Origin of the sequence: Acinetobacter sp. 1130196 (assembly GCF_000588095.1) — a bacterium.
Taxonomy (GTDB): Bacteria; Pseudomonadota; Gammaproteobacteria; order Pseudomonadales; family Moraxellaceae; genus Acinetobacter; species Acinetobacter nosocomialis.
On record NZ_JFWX01000043.1, the window covers coordinates 16587 to 30338 of the forward strand.

Sequence of the window (13752 nt, forward strand, 5' to 3'; positions counted from 1 at the left end):
TTTTATTTTTCTTCTATTCCTTGAGGATTGTATGGCAACAGATAATCCAAGAGCAGTTGATGATTTAACATTATCTAAATCTAAAAAAGACCCGCTTAACCGTGTGGTTTTTTATATTTCAGCTCTAATCATTTTAATCTTTTCTCTCGTTACTTTTTTATTTAACGATTTCGCAAATCGAACCATTAACACCGTTCTTGCGTGGGTAACGTCAACCTTTGGCTGGTATTATTTACTGGCTGCTACGCTGTATATGGTGTTTGTAATTTTCATTGCCTGCTCACGATATGGTGAAATTAAACTTGGTCCTAAACACTCAAAGCCTGAGTTTAGTTTACTGAGTTGGTCTGCCATGCTGTTTTCGGCAGGTATTGGTATCGATTTAATGTTCTTCTCGGTGGCCGAGCCATTATCTCATTATATGCAGCCACCTGTTGGTGTAGGCCAGACCTATGAAGCGGCACGCCAAAGTATGGTGTGGACGCTGTTTCACTATGGTTTGACCGGATGGGGTATGTATGCCTTGATTGGTATGGCACTTGGTTATTTCAGTTATCGCTATAACTTACCGCTTACCATTCGTTCTGCACTTTACCCAATTTTTGGGAACAGAATTAATGGGGCAATTGGCCATAGTGTAGATACTGCCGCCGTCATTGGGACAATTTTTGGTATTGCGACCACCTGCGGGATTGGCGTGGTACAGCTGAACTATGGTTTACATGTTTTATTAGGACTGCCAGAGAATATCTGGATGCAGTTTGCACTCATTGCTATTGCAGTCGGTATTAGTATTATTTCAGTGACATCTGGGGTAAATAAAGGCCTTCGGATTTTGTCTGAAATCAATATTTATGTATCGATTGGTCTTTTACTGTTTATTTTGTTCTTGGGCAATACCGAGTTTTTACTCAATGCGCTGGTACAAAATATTGGTGATTATTTAACTCGCTTCCCAACCTTAGCCTTACAAAGTTTTGCTTTTGAGCAACCTAAAGATTGGATGAGCAGTTGGACTTTGTTCTTCTGGGCATGGTGGATTGCTTGGTCGCCATTTGTAGGGTTGTTTTTGGCTCGTATTTCTAGAGGCCGTACTATTCGCGAGTTCGTGTGCGGGACTTTAATTATTCCTCTGCTATTTACCTTAACGTGGTTATCCATTTTTGGTAATAGCGCATTGCACAGCGTGATTTTTGAAGGCAACCAGACTTTAGCTGCAACGGTATTATCTAATCCGGCACATGGTTTTTATGACCTGTTAGCGCAGTATCCGGGCTTTACTTTCATTGCTTCAGTCGCAACAGTAACAGGCCTTTTATTCTATGTGACTTCTGCCGATTCGGGGGCATTGGTTTTAGGTAACTTCACGACCAAGCTTACCCATATTGATAATGATGCGCCGCGTTGGTTAAGCGTGTTTTGGGCAATTGCCATTGGCTTATTAACGCTCGCTATGCTGATGACCAACGGGATTACCGCTTTGCAAAATGCAACCATCATTATGGGACTGCCGTTTAGTTTCGTGATGTTCCTTGTGATGGCGGGGCTTTATAAATCGCTCAGACTTGAAGACTACAGGCATGCAAGCCGAAGTATGAACGCAGCACCTGTGGTGGGTAACGTCGACATTCTCAATTGGAAACAGCGTTTGAGTCGGGTTATGCATCATCCGGGAACCTCTGAAACCAGACGAATGCTCGATACCGTTTGCAAACCTGCTGTTCAGGCCGTAGCTGACGAACTCATTAAGCAAGGTATGAACGTAGATGTGCAGCAAACCCCACTTGAAGATGAAGAGGCACTATATCACCTCGATATCACCATTCATTTGGAAGAAGAGCAAAACTTCGTGTATCAGATTTGGCCAGTCCGTTATAGCGCGCCTAACTTTAGTCAACGTGTAAAACGAGGCAAACAGTTCTATTACCGTCTCGAAACTTATCTTTATGAAGGTTCTCAAGACAACGACCTTGTTGGTTACAGTAAAGAGCAGGTCATTAATGATATTTTAGATAAATATGAACGACATATGACGTTCTTGCATATTAATCGTATTAGCCCTGGGAACCGTCCATTATTCCCAGATCCGCAAGCTTAAGGGGAATATGCATGGTCTCACCATATCTGCATTCTTTTGCTTTATTTTTCTCTTTGCTCAATCCTTTTTTAATGAGCATTTATATGATTGGCCTGATCCGCCATTCAGAAACCAAGGTGTTTAACAAAGCCTTAATTCAGGGGAGCTTGATTGCTTATATCGTCTTTATGCTGTTTGCATGGGGCGGTGAAGCAATCTTTAGTAAATACCTGAATGTACGCTTTGAGGCTTTCCAGATTTTTGGTGGCCTTATCTTTTTGGTGATTGGCTATCGCTACGTGTTTCAGGGGGCCGACACCATTGGTGAAATGCGCGGTGCTCCTGAGCATTTAGCTGGAACCATCGCGATGCCTTTTATGATCGGGCCGGGTACCATTAGTGCGGCTGTGGTGACAGGTATTGAAATGTCGATTGGTGCTGCGGCACTTGTGATCGGATTTACCATGTTTTTAACATGCAGTATTTTGATTTTGATGAAATTTTCACATGATCATTTACGCTACAAACATGCAAAATACATCGATCGCTATTTTGATATAGTCGGGCGTTTATCTGCTTTATTAATCGGTACGATTGCTGTTGATATGATTATTAATGGTATTACCGGACTGATCCATAAAGTATAGTCAGGCTCATATAAAACGATGCTATGTCATTTAAAATGGAACAAAATGGCATAGCATCTTTTGATTACTTTTGGCTGCTTCTCAAATTTTTATTTAAGAAAAACTAAAAAATAATTAAAAATAATAGTTTAAAAAATATTCGTTCAAAAAAAGAATTAAGAATATTAAAAAATACGATGCTATGTTGTGGATTTAAGCATGTTTTTTTTGTGAATTATCAACCATAATGTTTTCTGAGCTTGTTTGAGACAGAGTTGAGTCATGCCTACATTAGATGAAATGACAACCGTAACTGATGATCAGTCAGAATTAACCATGTCAGTTTTAATGACACCGGACATGGCAAATTTTTCAGGTAATGTTCATGGTGGAACAATTCTAAAGCTGCTAGACCAAGTGGCCTATGCTTGTGCAAGTCGTTATTCAGGCAGCTACGTCGTAACGTTGTCTGTAGATAAAGTGAATTTTAAAGAACCGATTTATGTGGGCGAACTCGTTACATTTTTAGCGAGTGTCAACCATGTGGGTCGTACTTCAATGGAAGTGGGTATTCGTGTAGAAGCACAGAATATTCAAAAGCGTACCGTGCGCCACACCAATAGCTGTTATTTCACGATGGTTTCGGTTGATGAGAATGGTAAACCTCGTGAAGTGCCTCAATTAAAACTCGATACAGAGTGGAAACGCTGTCGATTTGAAGCGGCAGAACACCGCAAGGTATTACGCCTACAAGAAAATCATAATCCTTCTTGTAGCATGTATAAAAAAACTTCTTAAAAAGAAAAACGACTAAAATAAAAAAGATCGAACCGCAGCATGGTTCGATCTTTTTTTATTCACTGAAATTCAACTTCCTGTTTCGTTTCAGCAAAATTATCTCTGAGCTTGGAGGAGAGTACAGAGATAATTATTGAGCAGCAGGAGCAGCTTCAGAAGCAGAACCTACCGCTTCAGATGCAGCATTTGCAGTGTTTGCTTGTTCTTGAGTTGAAACTACAACTTTATCTTCTGCTGGAGCATGAACTTTATCATGTTTAGAAGCAGCAAAAGTTGAAGCAGCAGTTAAAGCTAGGGTAGTAGCGAGTAAAGTTTTAGCTAATTTCATTTTATGGCATCCTTAAATTCATTAAAAAATAAATCAAACCTAATCGTTCAACCTAACGGAGATAAAACATGTATGGCTAAATGACTAAGCTAGGACACATGCTAAGCCGAGCTTTGGATTACATCAATTAACTTAACAATCTATTACGCCTATCTTAACAATATGAAATATACGAGCCGTTTATGTGCGTCTACTGTAAAATTAAAGCGCTAGTTGAACGCTAAAAATGTGAAAGAATATTTCTTGTTGAGTAAAAAAAAGCCAAATTGTTTACGTAAACAAAACACTTTGGCATGAATTATGAATGCCTATAAATAGAATATTCCGTTTAATTCTTTTTTATCTAAAGTTAATTTAAATAATTGATGAGATTTATGTCACATAAAGGTTATTTTAGCCGGATAATTGAAAACTATAGCTTCAAAATGAAAAAACATTTTCATAGTAGTTAAACAGTGATATACCTTTTTTAGTTTTTAAACCTTGTTGATTTGAGCCACCTGTGAAAATTTTAGCCCAAAAAACTGTTCCTACCCATATTATTTCAGGGTTTTTAGGAGCAGGGAAAACGACGTTATTGCAGCATTTGTTAAGTCAGAAACCCAAAAATGAAGTGTGGGCGGTTTTAATGAATGAGTTTGGGCAAATTGGAGTAGATCAACAGCTTTTACCACAAGATCAGGGCTATGCAGTAAAGGAATTATTGGGCGGCTGTTTATGTTGTAGTAGTCAACTCCCAATGCATATTGCTTTGGCTCGCTTGTTAAGTGAACAAAAGCCAGACCGACTTTTTATTGAGCCTACTGGGCTTGGGCACCCTTCGCAATTATTTGATCAATTAACCGAACCGCATTGGCAAAACAGCTTGGCTATGCGTGCATTGATTACAGTTGTCGATGGTAGCCGTTTGCATGACACCAATTGGGTTAAACAAAACCTGTATGAAGATCAGTTAAAGGCTGCACAAATTGTGGTGGTCTCTCATGCTGACACCATGACTTTTGAAGATGAACAGGCACTGGTTGAGCTTAAAGAAGAATACCAACCTTATCAGCAGCAATGGCTAAAGACCGAGCATGGTCAACTTGAACTAGCACAAATTGATGTGCCTGCTCGTTTAACTGCACGCTCTATACAACCTTTACTGAAGCTTCAAAAACAAATGACCGAAGCTGAAGTTGCTAAAGAAATTCATCAATTGCCATATCACTATGTTGAGTCGGCACAAGGTTATATTGTGGCGGGTTGGAAATTACCTAAACGTTGGAAATTTGAATTTTATGCTCTGCTCGATGTGTTATGTGCACAGAAAGACTGGCTACGTATTAAAGGAATTTTTAATACAGATCAGGGATGGAAGACCTTTAACTTTAATCCTGAACAGTTTAACTATAAGTCTGGTGAAGAAGGGATTGATAATCGTATTGAAATGATTAGTCAACATGACCACGACTGGCTGGCCTTTGAAACTGAATTATTAGCGTGCAGAATTGCTGAATAGAGAATATTGAAAAGATAGTTCAATATTCTCCATAAGAAATTCAATTTTTTATATCAAGTACTTGTTTTGCTTGTGCATGGTCGATGTCTTTTTCCCAATGGGCAATGACTACGGTCGCAACACAGTTACCAATGAGGTTGGTACAGGCACGGATAATCCCGATAAACCAGTCTACAGACAGTAAAAGTACTAAACCAATTGCAGGTAAGCTTGGAATGACTGAAAGTGTTGCAGCAAGAATCACTAAGGCAGATCCTGGAATACCGTGTGCGCCTTTAGAGGTAATGAGCGAAACCAGCAAAATAGCCAACAAGTCATGCATAGAAAGATCGATATTGCAGGCCTGTGCAATAAAGATCACCCCTAGAGTTAAGTAAATTGAAAAGCCATCTAAATTAAAAGAATAACCGGTTGGGATGACCAGACCGACTGTTGAATCTTTAATGCCTAGGTTTTTAAGCTTTTTCATGACTTGAGGAAGTACCGAGTCAGAAGAGGCGGTCCCTAATACAATCGCGAGCTCATCTTTAAAATAGCCCACAAACTTGAAAATGTTCAGGCCGGTAAGCTTTAGAATTGAACCTAAAACAATCACAACAAATAAAATGCAGGTTGCATAAAAGAGTAAAACCAGATAACCGAGTTGCAGGAGTGAGTCTGATCCAAATTTTGCAGTGGTATAGGCAACTGAACCGAATACACCAATTGGAGCTAGGCGAATAATCAGTCCCATAATTTTAAAGAAAACTTCAGAAAAAGCTTCAAGTGCCTGACGTACCAGTTCTGCTAAATGTTTAGGAATTAAAAGGAGAGAAATACCAAACAAAATTGCGATGAGTAAAATCTGTAAAATATCGCCGTTGGCAAAAGCAGCCGTAAATGTTTTAGGAATAATATTAAGCAGAAAGTCCGAACCCGTATGCATGTCGTGAGCACGCTCGGTATAGGTGCTTAAATCTTTAGCATCTAAATGGCTAATATCAATATTCATGCCGACGCCCGGTTTAAAGACATAAGCAACAATAATTCCCAAAATTAAAGCAATACTGGTGACTACTTCAAAATAAAGAATGGTTTTTGCACCGACTTTGCCCATTTTTTTAATGTCGTTCGCACCATAGATTCCCAGTACTACTACACAAAATACAATTGGAGCAATCAACATTTTAATGAGAGAAATAAAACCATCACCAAGAGGTTTTAAAGCTAGGGAGAAATCATGAAAAGCAAGACCCACTGCAATACCAAGGAAGAGAGAGCAGAGGACTTGTAGAAATAAACTACGTTTAAGTTTTTGCCACATAAGTCATCAAATCAAAAGAGAGGAGTACAACCCTTTAAAGCAAAAAGCCCGCCAACTTTGTAAGTACTCGGCTGTTTTGGAATAAGATGCAAATGAAGCATGAAAGAAGTGTTGTATTACTGAGTTTTTTCTATAATTTTTTAATTAAAATCGAGTATTCTTAGCGCCAAATTTTTGGACATCTCAACTATGGCGCTTAAAGCAACAATTTATAAGGCAGACTTGAATATTGCCAATATGGATGACCATATTTATGGCGATTATCAATTGACTCTTGCCTTACATCCTTCAGAAACTTTAGAACGATTAATGGTTCGTGTTATGGCATTTGCACGCTTTGCCAGTGATAGTCTTGAATTCACCAAAGACCTTTTTGAAACCGATGAGCCGGCACTTTGGCAAAAAGACTTAACAGGGCAGTTAGAAACCTGGATTGAAGTTGGTTTACCATCTGAAGATAAAGTCAGAAAAGCCAGTGCTCGTTGTAAAACTGTGGCAATTGTTGCCTATGGTTCCCAAGTCGAAGACTGGTGGAAGAGAAACAGTAAAATTAAAACACTGGGTAATGTTCAGGTATGGCAAATCGCGCCTGAAAGTACAGCAGAGTTAGAACAACTTTGTGAACGTACGATGCAGCTACAGTTAAATGTTATGGATAACGAATGGACTTTGTTAAGTGACAAGGGCCAAGCAAATGTAGTGTGGACACAATTACAGTAAAACTGAAAAGCGCAACAAATTTTACAACTTCACTTGCTAGACTAAAGATTGAGTCTGAGCTGTGAAATTAAATGAAACGGAAATGTTATGATCACTGAATTAGAAATTATCGATTTAAAAGTAGGCGAAGGTAAAGAAGCAGTTAAAGGTGCCTTGATTACCACTCACTATACAGGGTGGTTAGAAGATGGTACTAAATTTGACTCTTCTATTGATCGCGGAAATTATTTCGAATGTGTCATTGGTACAGGCCGTGTGATTAAAGGTTGGGACCAAGGCATCATGGGAATGAAAGTTGGTGGTAAACGTAAACTTATTGTTCCTGCGCATTTGGCTTATGGCGAACGCAAAATGGGTAAAATTATTCCGGCAAACTCAAACTTGATTTTTGAAATTGAATTGTTTGATGTAAAAACTCGTGATGAATGAAATCAAAATTTTACCGTTTGATTTTTTTATATAAGCTTTAAATATGAATATATTCGTTATTTATATTTTAGCTTTTTGAATATTTAAGATTATTTTCAGTTTATTTCATTATAAAGGTGAACTGAAAAACTGTTCTTTTGGGGCAGTTTGAGCTTAAGAACTAAATAAATAAGAGTTTTAGTTCTTAAGTTTAAATTTCACATAAATAATCTATATTGCTATTGAGACGCTATTTCATGATTACCCGTTTTGCATCTCCTTTGTTGAATCTAACGCTTGGCTTAGCTTTAGCAGGCTTGTCAGGTATGGCACTAGCTAAGCCTCCTAAAATAGATGCTTCAGAACTTACTGTTATTGGCTATCATGAAATTACCGATACTAAAAATGCCTTAATTCCTCAATATGCAGTGACCACAAAACAATTTGGTGAGCATATCGATTGGCTGCAAAAAAATGGTTTCCATTTTATTACTGTAGATCAGTTGATTCGCGCTCATCAGGGCAAAGCTGCACTGCCGACCAAGCCAGTTTTATTAACTGTAGATGACGGTTATCAGTCTTTTTATCAAAATGCCTATCCAGTTATTAAGGCTAAAAAAATCCCGGTAGTGCTTGCTGTTGTCGGTTCATGGCTAGAGCCAAAAGCAAATCAAAAAGTAGATTTTTCTGGCGAAGAAATTTCACGTGATAAAATCTTAAGCTGGCCTGAACTTAAAGAAATGCAAGACAGCGGTTTTGTTGAAATTGCAAGCCACAGCTATCATTTACACCGTGGTATTACCGGTAACCCTCAAGGCAACTCTGAACCTGCAGCGACAACTCGTTTTTATGACGTAAAAACTAAAACGTATGAAAACGACAGCCAATATCAGACCCGAATTTATAATGATTTAAAAAAGAATAATCAGTTGCTTAAAGAACATGGTATACGTTCACCACGTATTATGGTGTGGCCATATGGTCGCTATAATATGCAAACTGTTCAAATTGCTAAAAAGCTTGGTATGCCAATTACTATCACACTTGATGATGGGGCCGATCATGCAAAACAGTCTCTACAAAATATGAGTCGTATTTTGGTCGAGGGTGGAATGAGCACAAATGATTTAGCTCAAGAAATTAAAAATCGTGAGTTAAATTTAACGGATAATAATCGTCCGCAAAAAATCATGCATGTGGATCTCGACTATATTTATGATCCAGACCCGCAACAACAAGAGCGTAATTTAGGTAATTTACTCGACCGTATTAATGCAATGGGTGTAAATACAGTTTATTTGCAGGCTTTCTCTGATGCAGATGCGAATGGTTCTGCCGATATGGTATACTTCCCAAATCGACATATTCCTATGCGTGCTGATTTATTCAACCGTGTTGCATGGCAAATTCAAACACGTACTCCTGTAAGCCGTATTTATGCGTGGATGCCATTATTGGCATGGGAACTACCAAAAACTGATCCAGTATCAAAAGACTTGGTTGTGACCCAACAGGATAAGACGAGTGGACACCTCAATATGGGATACATTCGTTTAAGTCCTTTTTCACCAGAAGCGCGTCAAACTATCCGTGAAATATATGAAGATTTAGCAAAATCATCGTCTTTTAATGGAATTTTATTCCATGACGATGTGACCTTGTCTGATTATGAAGATGCAAGTCCAGATGCTTTAAAAGCTTATGCAAAACAAGGCTTACCAACAGACTTGGCAAAAATTCGTGCGAATGACGAAGATTTGCAAAAGTGGACTGCATTTAAAACAAGATATTTAGATGATTTTGCAATGCAGCTTGTTGATGAGGTTCGTCAATATGAACCGTTCCTGTTAACAGCACGTAATTTATATGCGCAAGTGGCTTTAAAACCATATGCGGAAAACTGGTACTCTCAGTCACTTGAAGAGTCACTAAACCGTTATGATTTTACTGCTATTATGGCGATGCCTTATATGGAGCAAGTGAAAAATCCAGATCAATTCTATAAAGATATGGTTGATCGCGTGAAAAAATATCCAAATGGCATTAAGAAAACAGTTTTTGAGCTACAGGCAACAAACTGGCGTAATAACGAAAAGGTACCTTCAACTGAAATGGCTGCGACGATTCATTCTCTCTATGAACAAGGTGCAATGCATGTTGCATACTATCCAGATGACCCAATTAAAGATCATCCGGACGTGAACGTAATGCATAAAGCATTTGCTGAAAAGTCATCTCGTCTTGTGCCATAGACGAGGCTGAAACATGACAATCTTTGCTGCAATATGGTCGCACGCCCTAAAATTCGTTTTTTATTATCCATTGTTTATGTCATATCTATGGATGATTGGTGCGATCATTTTCTATTGGAAGGAACGTAAGGCTCCACCTTATGATCAACCCGCTCCATTAGAAAGCTATCCGAAAGTTGCTGTACTCATCCCTTGCTTTAACGAAGGTGATAATGCAGAGGAAACCATTAGCCATGCTTTAAAATTGGATTATCCAAATTTTGAAGTCATTGCGATTAATGATGGTAGTTCGGATAATACGGGTGAAGTGCTCGATCGTTTAGCTGAACAATACGAAAAACTTCGTGTTGTTCATCTTGCACAAAACCAAGGAAAAGCGATGGGGCTACAGGCGGGCAGCCTGATGACCGATGCCGAATTTTTAATTGGTATCGATGGCGATGCTTTGCTTGACCCACATGCAGCAAAATGGATGATTCGTCATTTTCTTCAGAACCCAACGGTTGCAGCTGTAACTGGAAACCCACGTATACGTACGCGTTCAACTTTGTTAGGCCGTATTCAAGTCGGTGAATTTTCTTCGATTGTGGGAATGATTAAACGTGCACAGCGTACATTTGGTCGTTTATTTACAGTGTCTGGTGTAATTACAGCTTTCCGTAAAAGTGCTGTTCATCAAGTCGATTATTGGTCACCAAATATGTTGACTGAAGACATCGACATTACTTGGAAGTTGCAGCGTGCAGGCTGGGACATTCGTTTTGAACCGAATGCCTTGGTTTGGATTTTGATGCCTGAAACTTTAAATGGTTTATGGAAACAGCGTTTACGTTGGGCAATGGGTGGAGCACAGGTTTTAATTAAAAACATTGATGTGTTCACCAAACCAAAATTGAATTTTTTATGGCCTCTCATGTTTGAGCTTTGCTTAACTTTAGTATGGTCATATTTAATGCTGGCAATGGCTTTATTGTGGTTGGTACATTTTATTTTACCAATCCCTGCTTTAGCCGTTGTGAGTTCCCCATTTTTACCGTATGGTAGCGGTATTTTATTGGGGGCAACCTGTCTAATTCAGTTTGCTTTAAGCAAATGGATGGATAGTCGCTATGAACCACATCTAGGAAAAAATTATTTCTGGATGATCTGGTATCCATTGGTCTTTTGGCTAATCACCATTTCGGCAACCATTGTGGCATTTCCAAAGGTCTTACGACGTGGAGATGAGAAACGAGCACGTTGGGTGAGCCCGGATCGGGGCATTCGTTAGATGAAATGCAAGAGTCATGAGATTTTAAAGATCGTGCTGTATTGATGTCTGGGGAAAACCGCAGCACTTCGTTAGGTAAAGAGAAATGAAGACAAATTCGTTGATTATTGATTTACGTCGTCAACTACCATGGCACAAACGCTATGTTTCTACAACAAGCACAGCCATGATGTGGGGCGGTTGGTTGTTGTTGTGGCGTCCGTTTGTATTTATCTGGGTATTGGCAGAGCTCCAAAAAACTCATTTAGTACATCGTTTGTTTAGTGCTTTTGGTGTAGGAATTGAACATGGCATTACTGCTCTGATTGCTTGTGCAATTGGCTTGCTGCTCTGGAGTCATGTGTTGCCTGAACGCCGTGTTGGAGGGAATGCACTTAACATGAAACAGACAGATGATTATGCACGTTACTTTGATTTGCCAGAACAAGAAATTGAACAGGGCCGTAGCCAAAAAATTACGGTCGTTCACCATGATGAATTTGGTAAAATCGTTAGAGTTGAATAAATCTAATAAATAAAAGAAAGCCCACATCATGTGGGCTTTCTTTTTTGCATATTCACTCTTAGTAAGTTATAAATTTAGACCCCGAAGCGTAGTGTTTGAATCGGTTTTATTTGCCTCTAAACACTGGAGGTCTTTTTTGTAGCATAGCAAAAACACCCTCTTGAACGTCTTCTGTAGTTAGTAAAGGTTGAAGATGGTTTTGCAATTGATTAAAGGCCGCCTCGTAGCCTTCATTAATTGCTTCACGTGCAGAGGCAAGAGTGGCTTTTACGGCAAGGGGCGCTGCTTGAGCAATATGTTCAGCGAGTTCTATGGCACGTTTAAGCTCCGTACCTTCTGGGCAAACTTCTGTAATTAGGTTCATATCCAAGGCTGCTTTGGCATCAAAAGAGTCACCTGTAAGCAAATAGCGCATGGCTTTGGCCCAACCCGCGGCTTGAGTGAAACGTGCAGTTGCTCCGCCAAAAGGTAAGATGCCACGTTGAACCTCCATTTGAGCAAACTGAGTATTTTCACTTGCAATCGCAATATCTGCATTGAGAAAGAGTTCTATACCAGCGGTATAGCAATAACCCTGTACTGCCACAATCAAAGGTTTACTCAGCTTTCGACCTATTGTGCCCCACGGGTTAATTTCATTTTCACTAAAATCAAAAACACCTGTAGCAAGCTTAGGTTGTAACTCAACTAAATCTAAGCCAGCTGTAAAATGGTCACCGTGAGCAAAAACAATCGCACAGCGCAGGACATCATTATTTTCATATTCGGTGAGCGCTAGTGATAAGTCTTTAATCATGTGACTATCAAAGGCATTACGTTTTGCTGCGCGATCTAAGCCAATTAAAAAAATATGTCCGCGAGTTTCACGGCTGACTTTTCCTTCTTGATTTGACATATTTTCAAGCTCTTTTATTTGTCTCTCATTATCTTTTAAACAATCATTTAAAAACGGCTTTGTTGCACAAAGCTATTCTTGAAGGCTTCTTCAGTAATATAATTTCCAGATGAAGAAGCCTACACCTAAAATCTATCGTACAACCAATTGGTCCTCGTATAACCAAGCTTTAATCAAGCGAGGAAATATTTCAATCTGGTTTGATCCTAAGACGCAATGGTATGCACAACCACAAGGCAAGCAAGGACGAAATCAAACTTATTCTGATACAGCGATTCAATGCTGTTTAATGATCAAATCTCTATTCCGTCTTTCTTTACGTATGGTTACTGGCTTTGTTCAAAGCCTGATTAAACTCTGTGGCTTGAATTGGACAGCACCAGATTACTCCACCCTTTGTAGACGACAAAAGCATATTGATATTGCGATAAGCTATCAGAAAAGTCATGATGGGTTACACCTACTTGTCGACTCTACGGGTTTAAAGTTTTTAGGTGAAGGCGAATGGAAGCGTAAAAAACATCAGCCTGAATACCGTCGGCAATGGCGTAAACTGCATATTGGTATAGATGCTGAAACACTGCAAATACGTGCCGTTCAGCTTACTACAAATAATGTCAGTGATTCACAAGTACTAGGTGATTTACTGGATCAAATTCCACTAGATGAGCGAATAGATTCTGTCTATACCGATGGCGCGTACGACACGAAGTGCTGCAGAAAAGTGATTTCAGATCGTCAAGCACATGCAGTAATTCCACCCAGAAAGAATGCCAAGCCCTGGAAAGATTCTAAAATAAGTTCAATAGAACGAAATGAGTTACTTCAAACGGTTAAACATTTAGGCAGAACCCTATGGAAAAAATGGTCGGGTTATCACCGTCGTAGTTTGGTGGAAACCAAGATGCATTGCATCAAATTATTAGGTGATAGGCTGACGGCAAGACATTTTCAAAGTCAGGTCAATGAAATTCATGCGCGTGTGGCAGTTCTGAATAGATTTACGGAATTAGGTAGACCTCGCACCCAAGTTGTGTCTTAAATTTGAATGGATTGGGGAGAACTCAGC

At 39.2% G+C, this 13752-nt stretch carries 13 protein-coding genes; 10 read left to right on the forward strand and 3 right to left on the reverse strand.

The annotated features are described in order from the left end of the window. Positions 1-31 precede the first annotated feature (31 nt). The 3 genes from J671_RS20835 (at position 32) to J671_RS20845 (ending at position 3501) form a co-directional block, all read left to right on the forward strand. Positions 32-2098, forward strand: a complete 2067-nt coding sequence (locus J671_RS20835; RefSeq protein ID WP_031983309.1) for a choline transporter — start codon at positions 32-34, stop codon at positions 2096-2098. Positions 2099-2109: 11 nt separating this feature from the next. Next, positions 2110-2724: a MarC family protein gene (locus J671_RS20840; RefSeq protein ID WP_002054351.1), complete on the forward strand. Its 615-nt coding sequence runs from the start codon at positions 2110-2112 to the stop codon at positions 2722-2724. Positions 2725-2985: 261 nt separating this feature from the next. Further along, the gene (locus J671_RS20845) at positions 2986-3501 is read left to right on the forward strand and encodes an acyl-CoA thioesterase (RefSeq protein ID WP_002054353.1); all 516 of its coding nucleotides are present in this window, start codon (positions 2986-2988) and stop codon (positions 3499-3501) included. Positions 3502-3631: 130 nt separating this feature from the next. Here J671_RS20845 and J671_RS20850 read toward each other — a convergent pair whose 3' ends face one another. Next, positions 3632-3829, reverse strand: a complete 198-nt coding sequence (locus tag J671_RS20850) for a hypothetical protein (protein ID WP_002054416.1) — start codon at positions 3827-3829, stop codon at positions 3632-3634. A 502-nt stretch (positions 3830-4331) separates the two neighbouring features. On the opposite strand from J671_RS20850, the gene J671_RS20855 reads away from it, so the two are divergent. Then, complete coding sequence (locus tag J671_RS20855) at positions 4332-5330, forward strand: CobW family GTP-binding protein (protein WP_004888286.1); 999 nt, start codon at positions 4332-4334, stop codon at positions 5328-5330. Positions 5331-5370: 40 nt separating this feature from the next. Here J671_RS20855 and dctA read toward each other — a convergent pair whose 3' ends face one another. Further along, a complete protein-coding gene (dctA, locus tag J671_RS20860) occupies positions 5371-6633 on the reverse strand; it encodes a C4-dicarboxylate transporter DctA (protein WP_004888284.1) in 1263 nt (420 codons plus the stop codon). Positions 6634-6822: 189 nt separating this feature from the next. On the opposite strand from dctA, the gene J671_RS20865 reads away from it, so the two are divergent. From J671_RS20865 to pgaD, 5 genes are all read left to right on the forward strand, one after another. After that, positions 6823-7353 carry a YaeQ family protein gene (locus J671_RS20865; RefSeq protein ID WP_002054386.1) on the forward strand — a complete coding sequence of 177 codons (531 nt, stop codon included), beginning with the start codon at positions 6823-6825 and terminating at the stop codon, positions 7351-7353. An 87-nt stretch (positions 7354-7440) separates the two neighbouring features. Continuing rightward, positions 7441-7782 carry an FKBP-type peptidyl-prolyl cis-trans isomerase gene (locus J671_RS20870; protein WP_002054441.1) on the forward strand — a complete coding sequence of 114 codons (342 nt, stop codon included), beginning with the start codon at positions 7441-7443 and terminating at the stop codon, positions 7780-7782. Positions 7783-8018: 236 nt separating this feature from the next. Next, positions 8019-10013 carry a poly-beta-1,6-N-acetyl-D-glucosamine N-deacetylase PgaB gene (gene pgaB / locus J671_RS20875; RefSeq protein WP_002054296.1) on the forward strand — a complete coding sequence of 665 codons (1995 nt, stop codon included), beginning with the start codon at positions 8019-8021 and terminating at the stop codon, positions 10011-10013. Positions 10014-10026: 13 nt separating this feature from the next. Next, the gene (gene pgaC, locus J671_RS20880; RefSeq protein WP_004888283.1) at positions 10027-11283 is read left to right on the forward strand and encodes a poly-beta-1,6-N-acetyl-D-glucosamine synthase; all 1257 of its coding nucleotides are present in this window, start codon (positions 10027-10029) and stop codon (positions 11281-11283) included. Between the two features lie 85 nt (positions 11284-11368). Then, entirely contained in the window at positions 11369-11788 is a 420-nt protein-coding gene (pgaD, locus tag J671_RS20885) for a poly-beta-1,6-N-acetyl-D-glucosamine biosynthesis protein PgaD (RefSeq protein ID WP_004888282.1), read from the forward strand. A 106-nt stretch (positions 11789-11894) separates the two neighbouring features. On the opposite strand, the gene J671_RS20890 is transcribed toward pgaD, so the two are convergent. Next, positions 11895-12683, reverse strand: a complete 789-nt coding sequence (locus J671_RS20890; RefSeq protein ID WP_004888281.1) for a crotonase/enoyl-CoA hydratase family protein — start codon at positions 12681-12683, stop codon at positions 11895-11897. A gap of 109 nt (positions 12684-12792) precedes the next feature. Between J671_RS20890 and J671_RS20895 the strand changes: the two genes are divergently transcribed. Continuing rightward, positions 12793-13725: an IS5-like element ISAha3 family transposase gene (locus J671_RS20895; protein ID WP_004812228.1), complete on the forward strand. Its 933-nt coding sequence runs from the start codon at positions 12793-12795 to the stop codon at positions 13723-13725. Positions 13726-13752: the final 27 nt, after the last annotated feature.